Source organism: Nocardia neocaledoniensis, from assembly GCF_029868625.1.
Classification (GTDB): domain Bacteria; phylum Actinomycetota; class Actinomycetes; order Mycobacteriales; family Mycobacteriaceae; genus Nocardia; species Nocardia neocaledoniensis_A.
Map to the genome: position 1 here is coordinate 1 of NZ_JARWOJ010000206.1, position 15,871 is coordinate 15,871.

The window sequence follows — 15,871 nt, forward strand, 5'->3', positions numbered from 1 at the left end:
GACATGGTCATCACCCGCAAGGAGGGCTGGGGCCGCTTCGCCCACGACGAGACCGAGGGCCGCTTCTCCGCGTCCATCCCGGCCGGGCCCGGCAGCCTCAACGGCACCATCCGGCTGTTCCCCACCACCTCGGGGCGCGCGCCCGGGTCCGGGGGGGGGGCGGGGGCCCCGGGGCCGATCATCCCCGGGCTCAGCAGGTGCTGGGCGCCGGTTCCCCCTGCAGCCGCGCGTCGAGCCACCGCAGCGCGGAGGGTAGACCGAGCACGGCCGCGGTCAGATGGTCTGGTGTCGGCGTCGATTCGGTGACCACCGGGGTGCCCGCCGCGCACCACCGCCGTGTCGTCGCGGTGATCGCGTCGACCGGGATGAGGGCGTCGATCGGTGAATGCCATTCGAACACCGGCATCGTCGGCGTGCCGGGATACAGCTCGAGACTGTTCTCCTCCACCACCGCGCGGGCCTGCGGGTCCTCGACCAGCGAGGTCGTCGCGGCGAAGTCGAGGATGCCGCGGCCGGCGCCGGCGCCGAGGATGTCGTTGGTGCAGGCGTCGGCGATCGAGGCGCGGGCGGCCAAGCCGCTGGCGTTCATCTGCTCGCTGATCGGAAAGCGTTGCGGGTACTCGCGTTCCAGTCCGATACCCGCGGCCAGCGCCAGTCCGAAGACCGGGTGCCTGCCGAAGCCGAGTCCCTCCAGCATCGACACCAGATTCATCGGCACCCCGCCCATGGCGGCGCCCGCGATCTCCACGTCGGGGGCATAGGTGGGCTGCAGCGCCGCCGCCCACGCCGTCGCCATGCCGCCGCCGGAGTAGCCCGCCATCGCGACCCGGCTGCCCGCGACCCGCAGCTGCTCGACCTGGCGGACCGCCTTGATCCCGTCGAGGGTCACCTGACCGCCCAGCTTGGCCGCGCCGTAGGCGAAGGTGGGTCCGAGGTGATCGGGCAACGCCATGGTCCACCCGCGGCGCAACGCGAAGTTCCACGCGACGGCTTCACGCACCATCAGATTCGGGTCCTGGGTGTAGAGCACCTTCGACACCGAGCACTGCACGCCCAGACCGTTGATGATGTGCTGATACGACAGTACGGGGGCGTCGGGGCGGTGGTTCACCGGTTGCAGCACCGTGGTGGTCGCGGCGATCGGGTCGCCGGTCGAGTTCGTCGACCGGAACTTCACCAGGGTGACGGTGGTGTCGGGGAACATCGGCAGCGGCGGCATCGGCCGTACGTCGAGCACGTCGCCGGGTGCGCTGCCGGACAGATCGGCGGGCTGGGCGTAGAAGGGGTCGGGATCGGCGTGCGGGTAGAGCGGCGCCGCATGGGCGGTCGCGGGGACGCTCACCAGCGCCAGGGCGGCCGCCACGGCCAGCACCGTCCGGCGCGGCCGAGCGCGTCGTGCCGCGGGAATCAAGATCATCCGGCTCGTCCTCCCGTGTCGCTGCCGTCGCCACTGATACTGGCCGGTAGCGTGGCCCGCCGGAACCGCAACCGAACGACATCGGCGGAGCTCACAACGTCTGACCGGCGGCCTTGTGACCGGAGGCAAGCTGCGCCAGGAACATGTTCCTCTCGATGGCGCGGGCCCTACCGTCTGGTAACAGGCGCTCTCAGCGCCGGGGCGAAAGGAGCACGCCATGATTCCCATCGACGAGAACATCGCCGCCACCCCCCACCGCATCGATCTGACCGAGATACCGACCCGCCGGATCACGGTCTACTTCGACGGCCCGACTCCACAGGACGCCCTGGCGCTGGAATACGCCGCCACCCCCGCCGAGACCTGGGAGTTCACCTCCGCGGCCGTGCAGGCCGGGCTGATGGTGACCGTCGACGGCCGGGTCGGCCCCGGGATGCGCAGGCTCCCCTGCCGCTCGCTCTGGCACTGACCGCACCGGCCCCGCCCGGCCCGCCGCACTAGGCTGGTCGGGCGGTCGCGTCCCGGCCGCACGGCGGGACGACGGGAGGCACCTCGGTGATACGGCGGTACGCGGCGATACCGGCCATCGCGCTGACGACCGTGCTCGCCGGCTGCGGATCCCCCACCGACGAGGAGCCCGGCGACGCCGCCCCCACGACGACCACCAGCGTCCGGCCGACGAGCAAGCCGCCCGTCACGATCGCGCCGCCGACCACGACGGTCGACCCCTACGCTGGGCTGCCCCTGATCGATCACGTGCGCTGGACCGAGAACGTCGACGGCGCACGACTGCTCGTCGTCCCGACCATCGCGGGCAGGCGCACCGCCGCCCCCGGCGCGGACGAGCTCGCGTGGCAGGAGGTGCTCGCCCTCGACCCCGCCGCCGACGCGCCGGGCATGCGGGACCAGCTCGTCTGCCACTGGGTGTGGGCGAGGATGGTGGCGCCCGACAAACCGAGCTGGAATCTGGAACCGTGGCGACCCGCCGTCGGCTATTCGGCGACGGTGTCGGCGAACTGCAATCCCGGCGGCCCGGAACGCTGAGGTCGCCGACCCGCCTGAAAGGAACACGCATGCGCATCGTCGTCGCCGGTGGACACGGCAAGATCGCTCTGGCGCTGGCCCGGCTGCTGACTCGTCGCGGCGACCGGGTGCACGCTCTGATCCGCGACCCCGGCCAGGCCGCCGACATCACCGCGACCGGTGGTGTTCCGGTCATCTTCGACATGGAGCGCGATTCGACCGCCGATCTCGCCGCCGAGGTGGCCGGCGCCGATGCCGTGGTGTTCGCCGCAGGCGCTGGGCCGGGCAGCGGCGCCGCGCGCAAGTACACCGTCGACCTCAACGGCTCGGTTCAGCTGGCCGACGCCGCCGAGCAGACCGGGGTGCGCCGCTTCGTGCAGATCTCCACCATGGGCGCGGGCCGACCGCCCGCCGAGGGGACCGACGAGGTCTGGGCGGCCTACATCGATGCCAAGACCCGCGCGGAGGAGGATCTGCGCGGGCGGGCGCTGGACTGGACCATTCTTCGGCCCGGCATGCTCACCGACGAGGAAGGCAACGGTCTGGTCACGCTCGGCTCACCGCCGATTTCGCGCGGCCCGATCCCGCGCGCCGACGTCGCCGCGACGATCGCGTCGATCTTGGTCGCGGACAACACTTTTCGACACACCCTGGAACTGGTCTCCGGGACCGATCCGATTTCCGCCGCCGTGTCGGCAATTCGATAGCTTAAAATTAACTATCACAACGGAATTCGACTGGTGGGCGGCGGGCCGTGGGAGCGCGCCCGCACCCCGCGACCGCCGGATGCGCGGCGATCCGCCGGTCACGGCCCTTTCCGCTCGACACGACCGGCGAACCCGGTGGCACACGCGCGGATTCGCCGCTCAGAAGCCGGGAAACGCCCCGCATCGAGACGGAATCGATCTTGCAGATGTGCTTGCAAGTGAAAGTGTCCTAGTCCTAAACTCAGGGCCGCAACACAATTGAGGGGAAAGTCAGGGGAGGCCGCGAGCGGCACACCCGGGGCTATGTTTGCCTCTGGTTTGCCACTGTCTACACACAGGGGCGTTCACATGAACAACACCAATGGCCGTTCCGGCCTCGCTGATCGCGCAGCGACCACCGTCCACCCCGTCACCGGGCGGTGCTCCAGAGAAACCGCGGTCGCCTATGTCATCGATGCCGTGGAATCCACCGGCGCGGCGACCCGTAATGATTTCGATATCGACCGGATCGTGACCACCGCGCACGAATTGGCCGACGATTGGGATCTGCAAACACTGACTCCCGATACTTTCTGGCGCATCGCCGCGGGCTGTATCCGCTACTGAACAAAGAAAAGGATGGCGGACCGAGCGTCCGCCATCCTTTTCCGCGCTTTTCCGCCTGCGATCAGACGCGATCGGCGTATTCCAGCAGAATCTCCCGCGACCGGTCCGGGCGCGCCGCCTGCACACTGAGCTGATCCATCACCGACAGGTACAGCGCCAGATCCTGCCTGCGCTCGAGGTACAGCGCGCTGGTCAGCTGTTCGAGGTAGACGATGTCGGGCAGCTCCGGCTCGGCGAAACGCAGAATGCTGAACGAACTCCCCGCCGCGGCATGCCCGCCCGCCGAGTACGGCAGCACCTGCACCGTGACGTGTGGCAGCTCGGACAGCTCGGCGAGATAGCGCAGCTGCGCACGATGGACCTCACGGCCACCGATCGGGCGGTGCAGCACCGCCTCGTCGATCACGGCCCACACGATCGGCGGATCGACCCGGCGCAGCACGTCCTGACGCAGCTGGCGGACCTGGACGCGGCGTTCGGTGTCGGCGTCGTCGAAACCGAGCGTGACGATCGCCCTGGTGTATTCCGGCGTCTGCAGCAGGCCGGGCACCAACTGCGCCTCGTAGGTACGGATCTGGCTCGCCGCCTGCTCGAGCCCGAGGTAGGTGCTGAACCACGAGGGCAGCAGATCGCTGTAGCGGTGCCACCATCCCGGCTCGCTCGCCTGCCGCGCGAGCTCGAAGAACGACTCACGCTCTACGGTGTCGTGAACGCCGTAGAGCGTGAGCAGATCGCGGATATCGCGTTCCTTGAATCCGGTGCGTCCCAGTTCGAGCCGGCTGATCTTGGCATGTGAGCCACGAATCGCGTCGCCCGCGGCCTCGCGGGTGATCCCCTTGCTCTCGCGCAGTTTGCGCAACTGACCACCGAGGGCGATGCGCAGCACGGTGGGGCCGCGATCGACAACGGGTTGCACGCGACCGATCTCGTCGGGTTCAGCCGTCATGGACGGTGATATTACCGATCACCGGGTCAGGTAGTCGAACTCTCCGGCCTTCGCGCCGCGGATGAACGCGTCGATCTCGGGCCGGGTGTAGAAGAGCACCGACCCCTGGGGGTCGCGCGAGTTGCGCACGGCCACCGATCCGTCCGACGCTTCGGCCACCTCGACGCAGTTGCCGCTGGGGTTGCTGAACGTGCTCTTGCGCCAGGCGCCGTCTGCCGGGCGTTCGCGCTGATCATGGTGCATTCCGGACACGCCACACTCCTCGATCTCGAATGATGACCATCGGTACGAAACTTGCAGATGTACGCGCAGATGTTCTTGCATCTGCACTGTTCGCCCGGGAGATTAACACGGTTCACATAGCCGCGCACCGGTCGGTACTTACCCGGGGCCACGATCTCGGAGCGCCCCCGGTAGGTGACGTCCAGTCCCCTGAATTCCGCAGTGCCACAACCCCTTCTACGGCGCGACACGCCCACTTCGAGCGTGCAGATGTTCTTGCATCTGCAAACGACGGCGCCGTAGACTCGGGCAGCAAGATCACGGGAGGTACGTCGGCGAGCACCCGCCGCACCCGCCTTCCCCTGCAGGATGCGAGGGGCCTCGAATGAGTACGCCGTTTCGAACACCCCACCGGGTCCAGGCCGGCACCGCCGGCCTCGAGGTCCCGCGGTACCTCGGCGCGGCCGCGACCCCGTCCGGATCCTGCGGCGAGGAACCGCACGGTCTCACCTATCGGCAGGCCCGCGACCTGCTCGCCCAGCACGACGTCCACGGTCCGCAGTGCCGCCAGTGGCTGGCCGCGGCCGCCTATCTGTCGGCGGGGCTGGACGACGAATAACCGGTTGTGACGTCTTCGTGCTGGTCAGCGTGTCGCCGCCGAGGCATCCTGGACAGGGATACCGGCGCGACACAGGTGAGCGGCACATGCGGATAGCGGAGATCCTGCGCAACAAGGGCACCACGGTGACGACGGTGCCCCCGGACACCACTGTGCGCGCCCTGCTGGCCGTCCTCGCCGAGCGCAACATCGGCGCCGTGCTCGTCTCCCCCGACGGCGCGTCCATCAGCGGCATCGTCTCCGAACGTGATGTGGTCCGGCACCTGCACCGGCGTGGCGCCGACCTGCTCGACCGGCCGGTCACCGAGATCATGACCGAGCGGGTCCGTACCTGCGCGCCCGATGATCACGTGGCCTCGCTGCACGGTCTGATGACCGAGCACCGGATCCGGCACATGCCGGTCGTCGACGGCGACCGGCTGGTGGGCATCGTCAGCATCGGTGACGTGGTGAAGAGCGAGATCACCGAACTCGCCACCGAGCGCGGTCATCTCGTCGACTATCTGCAGGGCAGGTACTGACCGCGAGCCGAAATCCGTTGGCCGCGCGTATCGTTGATCAGGTGCACCCCGTCCGGCCCGCGCTCGAAGCCGTCCCGGTGACCTCGCACGCGCCCACCCCGGTCCCCGCGTCCGTGCGTGACCGCTTTCCGGCACTGGCCGATCCGGCGGTGGTGTATCTGGACAGCGCGGCGACGACGCAGAAGCCCGACACGGTGATCGCGGCCGTGACCGCCTACCACGCCAGGCACACCGCCAACGCGGGTCGCGGCACCTACGGGTGGGCCACCTCGCTGGCGGCGCGGATCGAGGCGATCCGGGGCAGGGCCGCCGCTTTCGTCGGCGCGCGGCATCCGGACGAGATCGTCTTCACCGCCGGCGCCACCGCGGCACTGGGCGCGATCGCGCACAGCTGGGGCCTGGCCACCCTCGACGACGGCGACGAGATCCTCTACAACCCCGCCGACCACGCGGCGAATGTGCTGCCGTGGCACCACCTGCGCGACACCATGGCCCGGTTCGGGCGCCGGATCGTGCTGCGGCCCTACCGCAGCACGGCCGCCGGGGAGGCCGACGTCGACGACATCCTCGCCCAGGTGAGCCCGCGTACCCGGCTGATCACCACCAGCCACCTGCATCACGTCTACGGCGGCCTGAGCACGCTCGAGGAACTGCGCGGCCGGATCGATCCGGCCATCCTGCTGTGCTTCGACTGCTCGCAGAGCGGTAGCCACCTGCCGGTCGACGTGCTCGATCTCGGCGCCGATTTCGCGGTGTTCGCCGGGCACAAGATGTTCGCGGCGCCGGGCGTCGGCCTGCTGTACTGCCATCGGCGGGTGCACGACCGGCTGCGGCCGTTCCTGCCCGGCGGGCACTCGGGGGTTCGCGTCGGTACGGACGGACTGGTCGGTTCGGGAATGCCGGGCCTGCTGGAGGGCGGCACCCACAACATTCCCGGAATCCTCTCGCTGGCACCGGCGTTCGATCTCCTCGACGAGCTCGATCCGACGGCGGTGGCCGCGCACAATCGCGTGCTGACCCAGCGGCTGATCGAGGGCCTGCGCCCGGTGCCCGGGCTCGAGTTCCTGCCGGGGCCCGCGCACGCCGGGTGCGCGGTGGGGTACGGGATCGTCTCGTTCACCCTCGACGGCATCAGCGCCGCCGACCTCGGCTTCGTCCTGGCCGACGCCGGTTTCCTGGTCCGCACCGGCGCGCACTGCGTGCCCTCGGCCGAGCCCGGCGCGGGGTCGGTGCGGGTGAGCACCCACCTCTACAACACTCTCGACGAGATCGATCGGTTCGTCGCCTGCGTGGCCCGCCTCGCCGGGTCCTGAACACTCCCCTGTCCGCCGACCCGAGGAGCACCGATGGGCATCGATCCCACGCCGCAGTACGACCGCCGCGCCGCGTCGCGGATACTGGCCGGGGTGGCCGCACCGGGGATCTTCGCGGCCGCCGAGCCCGCCGTACCCGTGCGGATCACTTTCCGCGCCACGCCGTTACGGCCCGAACCGGACGGTGCGCTGACCCAGTCACAGCGGATGTATCTCGAGCGGTTCATGCGGCCCTGCCGCCCGGAGCAGGTGACCAGCGCGACCCATCGACTCACCTGGACCGACAGCGCGGGGGTGCCCAACACCGGGTACTTCCGCACCGAGGGTGCCGGTCCGGAACTGTCGGTGGTCGCGCGCGAGACCGTGCTGGCGCTGTGGCGTGCGCTGGCGGCGTCGGAGCTGCCCGCCCGATCGGCCGCCCTGCCGGAACGGGATCTCGCGGTACTCGCGGCCACGACCACCGATCACGAGCCGCACGAGATCTTCCGGGTCGGCGTCGAGGCCACCGGGCGCGCGCTGGCGCAGCACGGGCTCGTCGCCGCGGACACGCCCTATCGCGGAATCGTCGAATTCGCCGAGGGCATGCGTGATTCCGGCATCTTCGCCGCCGTGGCCGCGCGCTGGTTCTGGGAGTTGCAGGCTTCGACGTTCCGGCGCGGGATGATCCCGGTGCGGCTGGTCACCCAGCCCGACGGCAGCGTGCGCTACTCCCCCGAGACGATCGCGGTGCTGCGGGCGATGAAGGACGCCACCCTCGCCGACGCCAGGGCCGTGATGCGCAGGGCCACGACCGAGGAGGGTCTCGGCACCGAGGCCGCCGTGGCCAAGTACCACGACGACCTGGACCTGATCTCGCGCCAATACGCGTTGCTGCCGACCGGAACCCGGCCCGCCTGTCTGGCGGCCGCACCGCACCCGATCGAGGGCCGCTCGGTGCACCTGCTGGCGACGGTGGTCGACCGGTTCGTCGAGACCTTCGCGGCGCTGGCGCCGACGGTCACCGTGGTCCAGGACGACGCCGAGCCGGAGCTCACCGACGCGCACGGCGACGACGGCGTGTTCTACGTGCCGGACATGAGCTGCCGGCACTGCGTGCGCACGATCACCGCCCTGTTGACCTCGATGGAGATCCCGGTGGTGGAGATCGATCTGGAGTCCAAGCGCGTGGTCGCCCGGATCCGCAGTCCCCGCCACCGCTTCCGGGTGTTCGAGGCGTTGCGCGACGGCGGCTACAACCCGGTCGACGAGGCCTCCGCGCAGGCGCCCGGCGCGGCGGTGGGATGACCCCGCCCGCCGTCCCCGCCGCGGTGCATCCCCTGGTCGCGGAGTTCCTCGCCGATCGTGGCGCCGTGCGCGCGGCGCTGCGCCGGTTCGGCTCGCCGGTGCACCTGGTGTTTCCGCAGGTGTTCGCCGCGAACCTGGCCGGGCTGCGCGCCGTGCTGGATGCGGCCGCCCCGTCCGCGCGGATCTGCTACGCGCACAAGGTGAATCGGTCGGCCGCCTTCGCGCGCACCGCCGCCGCGACGGACATCGCCATCGATGTCTCCTCGGCGCCCGAACTGCGCTCCGCGCTGGCCGCGGGCTTTCCCGCCGAGCGGATCGAGGCCACCGGCCCCAAGGGCGCGGCCATGCTGCGGGCGGTACTCGACGCCGGGGTGACGGTCAATGTCGACAACCTGTGGGAACTCCGGGCACTCGCCGAGGCCACGGTGCCGGCGCCGGTGCTGCTGCGGACCTCCGGCTTCCCCGGCAGCGCGGTGAGCAGGTTCGGCATCGATCTCGCGGACATGGGCGCGGCGTTCGAGATCCTGACCCGGCATCGAGACCGCCTGCGGCTGCTCGGCTTCGCCTTCCATCTCGACACGGCGGCGACCGCCGAGCGGGTGCGCGCGGTCGCGGAGTGCCTGCGGCTGGTCGAACGCGCCTACGACCACGGGCTGACCCCGAGCGTGCTCGACATCGGCGGCGGCCTGCGCCAGGTCTTCACCGCCGACGCGGCCGCCTACGATCGGTACGACGCGGCCCTGCGCGCCGGTCTGCTCGGCACGGGTCCTCGAATGCACTGGGGCGGCAACACCTTCGGCTACCACGTGGCCGACGGCGCGGTCCACGGTGCGCCGGTGTTCCACAAGTACGCCAATACCGAGTCCGCGGCCACCATGCTCGGCGACCTGCTCGCCGCGCCGCTGCCGGGACACGACGGCCGCGCGCTGGGCCGGGTGCTCGCCGACAATCTGCTCGACCTGTGGCTGGAACCGGGCAAGGCGTTGGTCGATCAGGCCGGGATCACGCTGGCCACGGTCGAATTCGTCAAGCGCGCGGGCACCGGTGCCACGCTCGTCCACCTGGACCTGAGCCGCGACACCGTCACCGCCGCCGACCAGGAGGTGCTCATCGATCCGATCGTGCTCACCGACGCCCCACCCGCGGCGCCCGTCGGCGTGTATTTCGCCGGGCACCTGTGCCTGGAGCGGGACCTGATCACCCAGCGTCAGGTCCGCGTCGAGGCGCTGCCCGAGCCGGGCGACACGGTGGTGTTCGCCAATACCGCCGCGTACCACACGGATCTGTCCGCGGCGCGCGCCGGCATGCACCCCGAACCGGCGAAAGTCGCTGTGCTGCGGCGCGACAGCGGGTTCGCGCTGTGCCCCGACGCGGAGTACCGGCCCGAGGCGACGGTGCCGCGATGATCTACACCCACATCACCGAGCTCATCGGCGACACGCCGCTGTTGCGTCTCGATGCCGCCGCGCACGGGCTGACCGGGGTGGAGCTGTACGCGAAACTGGAATCGCACAATCCGTTCGGGTCGGTCAAGGACCGCGTCGCGTGGGCCATGATCCGCGCCGAGGTGGAGCGCGTCGCGGCCGGCGGACAATCGTTCATCGAGGCCTCCAGCGGCAACACCGCCAAGGCGCTGCGCGTGCTCGGCGCGCTGCACGGCATTCCGTTGCGGGCGGTCACCAACCGGATCCGGGTGGCCGAGGTCAGGCAGCTGCTGCAGCTGCTCGACACCGAGATCGTGGAACTGCCCGGACTCTCGGAATGCCCCGATCCCCATGCCGCCGACGATGTCTCGGCGGTCATCGCGCAGACCACCGGGCAGGCGCCCGGCCGCTGGTTCCATCCCTCGCAGTACACCAACGAGCGCAATATCGAGGCCCACCGCGACGGGACCGGCGCCGAGATCGCCGCCGACCTCGCCGCGGCGGGCATCCCGCACCTGGACTACCTCGTCGGCGGCCTCGGCACCACGGGCTCCACTCGCGGCACCGCGACCACGCTGCTGCGCCACCATCCGGGCCTCCGCACGATCGGGGTGGTCTCGGACCGCGTCGATTTCATCCCCGGCATCCGCTCCGAGCGCGAGATGTGGGAGGTCGGGCTGTTCGAGCCCGGCTTCTACGACGAGATCGTCACCATCGACTCGGCGAGCGCCATCGAGGGCACCCTCGCGCTGATCCGCGGCTACGGTGTGCTGGCCGGACCGACCAGTGGCGCCGGCTACGCCGCGTTGCTGCGCACGCTGGCCGTCGCACCGCGCCCGGCGGGCAGGCCGCTGGTCGCGGTGCTGATCGTGTGCGACCGGCTCGAGCCCTACCTGTCGTACTTCGCCAAACGGCGACCCGACCTGTTCGGCCAGGCCCCGGCGCCCGACCCGCCCGACACTTCGACCGCGCCCACCCTCACCCCCGCCGAGCTGGCCGAACTGGACCGGACCGGGAGGCCGGCCGTCGTCGACACCCGGGGGGCGATGGCCTATCGCGTCGGGCACGTGCCCGGCGCGCTCAATATCCGCGACGACCACCTCGACGAGATGCTCGCCCAGGGCATGCCGTTCCCGCGCTCCCGGCCCGTGGTGTTCGTGTGCCCGGTCGGGGAGGCCTCGCTCCGGTTCGCCGCGCTGGCCCATCGCGCCGGTTACGACGCGTTCAGCCTCGCGGGCGGCATCGTCGCGTGGCGCGACGCGGGGTATCCGCTCGAGCGTGGCGGCTGAATCACACCAGCACCCGGGCGGCCCGGCGCGCGGTCGCCACCGGGGACCGGTCGCTCGTCGCGGCCAGCAGGGCGGGCAGCGGTCCGCGATAGCCCTCGGCCAGCAGCCGCGCGATCGCGGTGAACCGGTCGACGAAGCGGCGCGCGGTGTCGTCGTCGAAGCGCGCGATCGGATACCGGAACGACCCGTCGATCCCGGCTGGCGCGCCCGCCGGGTCGTAGCGGTCGGTCAGTCCGAACTCGAGATCGTGCTTGGCACGCACCACCCCCGTCGGCACCTCGGTGATCGACAAGCCCGGTGCGGCAGCGGGTTCCGGGTGCGACGCCCGCGCGCGCTGCAGGATCAGCGTGGCCTGGAACAGCGGCAATGCCGCGTCCTGGAGCAGGCAGCGCTTGAGCCGGGGCGCGGGGGTGTCGGGGTGGGCGTAGGCCGCCAGGGCCACCCGGCGCACCTGATCGACGAGTTCGTCGACATCGCCGGCACGGTCGAGGCGCACCCGCAGCAGCACGTCGTCGGAGAAGTTGCCCACCAGATCGTCGAGCAGGCGGTGATCGCGGCCGGGCACCGCGGTGGCCACGGTGACATCGGCGCTGCGCGCGAACGCGCCCACCGCGAGCGCGAACGCGGCCTGCAGCACCATGAACAAGCTCGCCCGTCGCTGCTGGGCGAGCAGCAGCAGGCCCGCGTGGGTGCGCGCGTCGAACGCGACCGGAACCAGCGCCCCCGCGGCCGGGTCCGGCGGCGGTGACACGTGGTGCCGCGTGGGCAGATCAAGCAGCGCGGGACGCCCGGCCAGCGCGTTCGCCCAGTACCGCAGCTGGTGGGTGGCCCGGCTCCACTCGTCGGTGAACTCGCCGAGCTGATCGTGCTTCCACAGCGTGTAGTCGGTGTAGGTGACCGGCAGCGGCGCCCACCGGGGTGCCGTCCCGGCCCGGCAGGCCAGATACGCCGTCACCAAGTCGCGGACCAGCGGGCCCATCGAGCGGCCGTCGACGGAGATGTGGTGCACGACCAGCGTGAGCACCACGTCGCCGGGGCCGAGGACGAACAGCCCCGCGCGCAGCGGCAGGTCCTGCGCGAGGTCGAACGGGCGCGCGGCGATCTCGGCGACCGCCGCGCCGAGATCACTCGCGGTGCAGACTTTCTCGGTCACGTCCAGGTCCACGTCGGCCATCGCGGCCACCCGCTGGACCGGGCCCTGCTCGGTCGCCGGGTAGCGGGTGCGCAGCGGCTCGTGCCGTTCCACCAGCAGCGCCAGCGCCGCCCGCAAGGCGGTCGCGTCGACCTCGGCGCCACGCAGGCGCATCGCGCTGGCCACATTCCAGTCCGCGGACCTTCCGAGCCGGGCCGCGTGCCACATGCGTTCCTGCGCGGGCGCCAGCGGCACCCGCGCCGGGCGCGGCCGCGGCGCCAGCACCACCACCGGCGGCGTGGGCGGCCGGAAGCACGCCGGTTCCGTCCCGGAACGCGAGTGCGCCGTCAGCACCCCGCGCGCGGCGTCGTATCCCCCCGACCTCATCCCCGACCCGGGGTCGAACACGCGTCGCAGCCTCCTCACCAGTTCGAACAGATTCGGCACGCTAACGAGCGGATGTGAACAATCAGTGACCGCATCGTGACCATGCCAGGTCGGTCCGGCCGCGTCGCGGCGGCCCGTCGCCGTGGTCTGGCGCTTTCCCGGAAAAACGCCCAAATGCCGCGTTAGAGTGGCTCGGGAAGCGGAGCGAGGAGCTGGTCGGTGTCCATCGGGAAATTGGTGTCGTTCGACGGGTCACGGGGTTTCGGGTTCATCCGGCCCGACGACGGCGGGCCCGATGTGTTCGTTCATGTCAACGACATCGGCCTCGACGAGGACGAGCTGCGCCAGGGGCGCCTGTTCGAATTCGACGTCACCGAGGGCGATCGCGGCCCCAAGGCGATCAACCTGACCGCGGTGGGCGCGCCGGCGCCCGCGCCGAAGACGCGCAAGGATCGTGCCAACGGGCGGCTCGGTCAGGAGGAACTGCGTCAGCAGATCACCGAGCTGTTGCTCGAGGCCTCGCCCGCGCTCACCGCGGCCGAGATCATCACCATCCGCGAGCGCTTCACCCTCTTCGCCGACGAACACGGCTGGCTCGACGGCTGAGCCGACGCGGCGCCGAGGTCCGCGCCGGTGTCGGCGGGTCGCCCTACGATCGATCCCGCACCGATGAATCGGCCGCGCCCGCGACGTCGACACGGGTGACCCCACCCGCGAGGAGGATCGAATGGATCTACCGGTGATGCCGCCCGTGCGCCCGATGCTGGCCAAGTCGACACCGTCGCTGCCGCGCGAGCCCGGGCTCAGCTACGAACCGAAGTGGGACGGCTTCCGCTGTGTGGTGTTCCGCGACGGCGACGAGATCGAACTCGGGTCACGCAACGACCGCCCGCTGACCCGGTACTTCCCCGAACTGGTCGAGCTGCTGCGGGCCGCGCTGCCCGAGCGCTGCGTCGTCGACGGCGAGATCGTGGTCGTCACCGACGACGGGCTGGATTTCGACACCCTGCAGCAGCGGCTGCACCCGGCGGCGTCGCGGGTGAACAAGCTGGCCGCGGAGACCCCGGCCAGTTTCGTCGCCTTCGATCTGCTCGCCGTCGACGATCGCGATCTGACCAGCGAGCCGTTCACCGCGCGGCGCACCGAGCTGGAGAAGTTGCTCGACGCGGCGCCGGGCCGGATCCACCTCACCCCGATCACCCACGATCCCGATGTCGCCCAGGACTGGTTCACCCGGTTCGAGGGCGCCGGCTTCGACGGCGTGATGGCCAAGGCCGACGACCTGCCCTATCTGCAGGACAAACGGGTGATGCTCAAGATCAAACACGAACGCACCGCCGACTGCGTTGTCGCCGGCTACCGGATGCACAAGGACGGCGCCGGCGTCGGGTCGCTGCTGCTCGGGTTGTTCGACGACGCGGGCAATCTCAACCATGTGGGCGTCGCGTCGAGCTTCACCGCCGCCCGGCGCAAGGAACTGCTCAGCGAGCTCGCGCCGCTGCGGGAGAACGCCCTGCTCGACCATCCGTGGCGCAACTGGGCCGACGCGGTCGCCCAGGCCACCGCCGAGGGCAAGATGCCGGGCGGAGTGAGCCGGTGGACCGGCGGCAAGGACCTGTCGTGGGAGCCGCTGCGGCCGGAACTGGTCGCGGAGGTGCGCTACGAGCACGTGCAGTCGGGGCGGTTCCGGCACGGCGGCCGGCTGGTCCGGTTCCGCTCGGACCGCACCCCCGACTCGTGCACCTACGCCCAGCTCGACGAGGTCGCCCCCGCCGAGCTCGGCGCGATCTTCGGCGGCGACCGATGAGCGCGGCGACCGAGGTCGAGGTCGACGGGCGCGCGCTGTCGATCAGCAATCCCGACAAGGTCTACTTCAGCAAGCGCGGCGAGACCAAGCTCGATCTGGTTCGGTACTACCAGGCCGTCGCCGAGCCGCTGCTCGGCGTCATCGGCGGCAGGCCGCTACTGCTGGAGCGGTATCCGGACGGTGCGTCGGGCAAGTCGTGGTTCCAGAAGCGGGTGCCCAAGTCGGCGCCGGACTGGTTGCGTACCGTCGAGGTGTCCACGCCCAACGGCACCACCAGCGACGCGCTCGTCGCCCACGACCTCGCCCATATCCTGTGGGCGGTCAACCAGGGCTGCCTCGGCTTCCACGTCTGGCCGAACCAGGTCCCCGACCTGACGATCGCCGACGAGCTGCGGATCGACCTGGATCCCTCGCCCGGCATCGGCTTCGACGATCTGCGCCGCGCGGCCGTGCGCACCAGGGAGCTGCTCGCCGAACTCGGGATCGACTGCCGCATCAAGACCTCCGGGTCGCGCGGGCTGCACATCTACGCCGCGCTGGAACCGCGCTGGGACGGCTACGAAGTGCGGGCCGCCGCGGTCGCGCTGGCCCGCGAGCTCGAGCGCAGGCACCCCGAGGAGATCACCGCCCAGTGGTGGAAGGAGGAACGCGGCTCGCGCGTGTTCATCGACTTCAACCAGAACGCGCCGCACAAGACCGTGTTCGGCGCCTGGTCGGTGCGGCCCAAGGTCGGCGGCCAGGTCTCGACACCGATCACCTGGGATGATCTGGACACCGTGGTGCCCGACGAGCTGACCCTGTCGACCGTTCCCGCCCGGCTGGCCGAGCGCGGCGATCCGTGGGCCGACCGCACGCCGCAGTCGATCGAGCCGCTGCTGGCGATGTCGGAGCGTGACATGGCGGCCGGGATGATGGACGCGCCGTGGCCGCCGCAATATCCCAAGATGCCCAACGAGCCGCCGCGGGTACAGCCGAGCCGGGCCAGGAAGGGCGACTGAGTCAGCGCACCGCCAGGCCGTCGACGAGGCTGCTGACCAGGCCGTCGACCCAGGCGTCGTCGAGCGCGGAGCGGCCGCCCAGGACGAGCGCGATCAAGGTGGTGCCGAACACCATCTCGATGAACAGCCCCAGGTCGACGTCGGGTCGCGCCTCGCCACGGGCCGCGGCTACGGCC

18 protein-coding genes and 1 pseudogene are annotated in these 15,871 nt (G+C 70.9%); 14 read left to right on the forward strand and 5 right to left on the reverse strand.

The genetic code is table 11. The features are described from left to right. A pseudogene (locus QH270_RS15065) lies at window positions 1-135 on the forward strand (DUF2505 family protein); the annotation flags it as partial. Window positions 136-190: 55 nt separating this feature from the next. Here QH270_RS15065 and QH270_RS15070 read toward each other — a convergent pair. After that, on the reverse strand, window positions 191-1,417 hold the full coding sequence (locus QH270_RS15070; RefSeq protein WP_280342330.1) for a lipase family protein: 1,227 nt from the start codon (window positions 1,415-1,417) through the stop codon (window positions 191-193). A 217-nt stretch (window positions 1,418-1,634) separates the two neighbouring features. On the opposite strand from QH270_RS15070, the gene QH270_RS15075 reads away from it, so the two are divergent. The 4 genes from QH270_RS15075 to QH270_RS15090 all read left to right on the forward strand — a co-directional run bounded on the left by QH270_RS15075 (window position 1,635) and on the right by QH270_RS15090 (window position 3,753). Continuing rightward, window positions 1,635-1,886, forward strand: a complete 252-nt coding sequence (locus QH270_RS15075; protein ID WP_280342332.1) for a hypothetical protein — start codon at window positions 1,635-1,637, stop codon at window positions 1,884-1,886. Between the two features lie 86 nt (window positions 1,887-1,972). Next, complete coding sequence (locus QH270_RS15080; RefSeq protein ID WP_280342335.1) at window positions 1,973-2,461, forward strand: DUF2599 domain-containing protein; 489 nt, start codon at window positions 1,973-1,975, stop codon at window positions 2,459-2,461. Between the two features lie 29 nt (window positions 2,462-2,490). Beyond that, entirely contained in the window at window positions 2,491-3,147 is a 657-nt protein-coding gene (locus tag QH270_RS15085) for an SDR family oxidoreductase (protein WP_280342338.1), read from the forward strand. 348 nt (window positions 3,148-3,495) lie between these two features. Continuing rightward, window positions 3,496-3,753 (forward strand): hypothetical protein, encoded by a 258-nt coding sequence (locus QH270_RS15090; protein WP_110038717.1) that lies wholly within the window; start codon window positions 3,496-3,498, stop codon window positions 3,751-3,753. A gap of 61 nt (window positions 3,754-3,814) precedes the next feature. Here QH270_RS15090 and QH270_RS15095 read toward each other — a convergent pair whose 3' ends face one another. Next, the gene (locus tag QH270_RS15095; protein ID WP_280342341.1) at window positions 3,815-4,699 is read right to left on the reverse strand and encodes a helix-turn-helix domain-containing protein; all 885 of its coding nucleotides are present in this window, start codon (window positions 4,697-4,699) and stop codon (window positions 3,815-3,817) included. A gap of 18 nt (window positions 4,700-4,717) precedes the next feature. Beyond that, window positions 4,718-4,942, reverse strand: a complete 225-nt coding sequence (locus tag QH270_RS15100) for a DUF397 domain-containing protein (protein ID WP_233001329.1) — start codon at window positions 4,940-4,942, stop codon at window positions 4,718-4,720. A gap of 364 nt (window positions 4,943-5,306) precedes the next feature. Between QH270_RS15100 and QH270_RS15105 the strand changes: the two genes are divergently transcribed. The 6 genes from QH270_RS15105 to QH270_RS15130 all read left to right on the forward strand — a co-directional run bounded on the left by QH270_RS15105 (window position 5,307) and on the right by QH270_RS15130 (window position 11,371). Further along, window positions 5,307-5,540: a hypothetical protein gene (locus tag QH270_RS15105; protein WP_280342345.1), complete on the forward strand. Its 234-nt coding sequence runs from the start codon at window positions 5,307-5,309 to the stop codon at window positions 5,538-5,540. A gap of 86 nt (window positions 5,541-5,626) precedes the next feature. Further along, window positions 5,627-6,061 carry a CBS domain-containing protein gene (locus QH270_RS15110; protein WP_232998745.1) on the forward strand — a complete coding sequence of 145 codons (435 nt, stop codon included), beginning with the start codon at window positions 5,627-5,629 and terminating at the stop codon, window positions 6,059-6,061. Window positions 6,062-6,102: 41 nt separating this feature from the next. Further along, the gene (locus QH270_RS15115) at window positions 6,103-7,374 is read left to right on the forward strand and encodes an aminotransferase class V-fold PLP-dependent enzyme (protein WP_280342348.1); all 1,272 of its coding nucleotides are present in this window, start codon (window positions 6,103-6,105) and stop codon (window positions 7,372-7,374) included. A gap of 33 nt (window positions 7,375-7,407) precedes the next feature. Next, the gene (locus QH270_RS15120; protein ID WP_280342350.1) at window positions 7,408-8,658 is read left to right on the forward strand and encodes a heavy-metal-associated domain-containing protein; all 1,251 of its coding nucleotides are present in this window, start codon (window positions 7,408-7,410) and stop codon (window positions 8,656-8,658) included. Continuing rightward, entirely contained in the window at window positions 8,655-10,064 is a 1,410-nt protein-coding gene (locus tag QH270_RS15125; protein WP_280342353.1) for an alanine racemase, read from the forward strand. Before QH270_RS15120 ends, QH270_RS15125 begins: the two co-directional genes overlap by 4 nt. Next, window positions 10,061-11,371: a pyridoxal-phosphate dependent enzyme gene (locus QH270_RS15130; protein WP_280342356.1), complete on the forward strand. Its 1,311-nt coding sequence runs from the start codon at window positions 10,061-10,063 to the stop codon at window positions 11,369-11,371. The genes QH270_RS15125 and QH270_RS15130 overlap by 4 nt, the downstream gene beginning before the upstream one ends. 1 nt (window position 11,372) lies before the next feature. Here QH270_RS15130 and QH270_RS15135 read toward each other — a convergent pair whose 3' ends face one another. Then, window positions 11,373-12,911, reverse strand: a complete 1,539-nt coding sequence (locus QH270_RS15135) for a condensation domain-containing protein (RefSeq protein WP_280342358.1) — start codon at window positions 12,909-12,911, stop codon at window positions 11,373-11,375. 198 nt (window positions 12,912-13,109) lie between these two features. Between QH270_RS15135 and QH270_RS15140 the strand changes: the two genes are divergently transcribed. The 3 genes from QH270_RS15140 to ligD all read left to right on the forward strand — a co-directional run bounded on the left by QH270_RS15140 (window position 13,110) and on the right by ligD (window position 15,695). Beyond that, window positions 13,110-13,496 carry a cold-shock protein gene (locus QH270_RS15140; RefSeq protein ID WP_280342361.1) on the forward strand — a complete coding sequence of 129 codons (387 nt, stop codon included), beginning with the start codon at window positions 13,110-13,112 and terminating at the stop codon, window positions 13,494-13,496. A gap of 121 nt (window positions 13,497-13,617) precedes the next feature. Next, window positions 13,618-14,697 carry an ATP-dependent DNA ligase gene (locus QH270_RS15145; protein WP_280342363.1) on the forward strand — a complete coding sequence of 360 codons (1,080 nt, stop codon included), beginning with the start codon at window positions 13,618-13,620 and terminating at the stop codon, window positions 14,695-14,697. Next, the gene (gene ligD / locus QH270_RS15150) at window positions 14,694-15,695 is read left to right on the forward strand and encodes a non-homologous end-joining DNA ligase (RefSeq protein WP_280342366.1); all 1,002 of its coding nucleotides are present in this window, start codon (window positions 14,694-14,696) and stop codon (window positions 15,693-15,695) included. The genes QH270_RS15145 and ligD overlap by 4 nt, the downstream gene beginning before the upstream one ends. A 1-nt stretch (window position 15,696) precedes the next feature. On the opposite strand, the gene QH270_RS15155 is transcribed toward ligD, so the two are convergent. Continuing rightward, a partial coding sequence (locus tag QH270_RS15155; protein WP_280342368.1) for a TetR/AcrR family transcriptional regulator C-terminal ligand-binding domain-containing protein occupies window positions 15,697-15,871 on the reverse strand: 175 nt, incomplete at its 5' end.

What these genes read in the sequence shown, in the direction of transcription:
- QH270_RS15070 (WP_280342330.1), bottom strand. Translation starts at nt 1,417, where the DNA reads ATGATCTTGATTCCCGCGGCACGACGCGCTCGGCCGCGCCGGACGGTG.
- QH270_RS15075 (WP_280342332.1), top strand. Translation starts at nt 1,635, where the DNA reads ATGATTCCCATCGACGAGAACATCGCCGCCACCCCCCACCGCATCGAT.
- QH270_RS15085 (WP_280342338.1), top strand. Translation starts at nt 2,491, where the DNA reads ATGCGCATCGTCGTCGCCGGTGGACACGGCAAGATCGCTCTGGCGCTG.
- QH270_RS15090 (WP_110038717.1), top strand. Translation starts at nt 3,496, where the DNA reads ATGAACAACACCAATGGCCGTTCCGGCCTCGCTGATCGCGCAGCGACC.
- QH270_RS15095 (WP_280342341.1), bottom strand. Translation starts at nt 4,699, where the DNA reads ATGACGGCTGAACCCGACGAGATCGGTCGCGTGCAACCCGTTGTCGAT.
- QH270_RS15100 (WP_233001329.1), bottom strand. Translation starts at nt 4,942, where the DNA reads ATGCACCATGATCAGCGCGAACGCCCGGCAGACGGCGCCTGGCGCAAG.
- QH270_RS15105 (WP_280342345.1), top strand. Translation starts at nt 5,307, where the DNA reads ATGAGTACGCCGTTTCGAACACCCCACCGGGTCCAGGCCGGCACCGCC.
- QH270_RS15110 (WP_232998745.1), top strand. Translation starts at nt 5,627, where the DNA reads ATGCGGATAGCGGAGATCCTGCGCAACAAGGGCACCACGGTGACGACG.
- QH270_RS15120 (WP_280342350.1), top strand. Translation starts at nt 7,408, where the DNA reads ATGGGCATCGATCCCACGCCGCAGTACGACCGCCGCGCCGCGTCGCGG.
- QH270_RS15125 (WP_280342353.1), top strand. Translation starts at nt 8,655, where the DNA reads ATGACCCCGCCCGCCGTCCCCGCCGCGGTGCATCCCCTGGTCGCGGAG.
- QH270_RS15130 (WP_280342356.1), top strand. Translation starts at nt 10,061, where the DNA reads ATGATCTACACCCACATCACCGAGCTCATCGGCGACACGCCGCTGTTG.
- QH270_RS15145 (WP_280342363.1), top strand. Translation starts at nt 13,618, where the DNA reads ATGGATCTACCGGTGATGCCGCCCGTGCGCCCGATGCTGGCCAAGTCG.
- ligD (WP_280342366.1), top strand. Translation starts at nt 14,694, where the DNA reads ATGAGCGCGGCGACCGAGGTCGAGGTCGACGGGCGCGCGCTGTCGATC.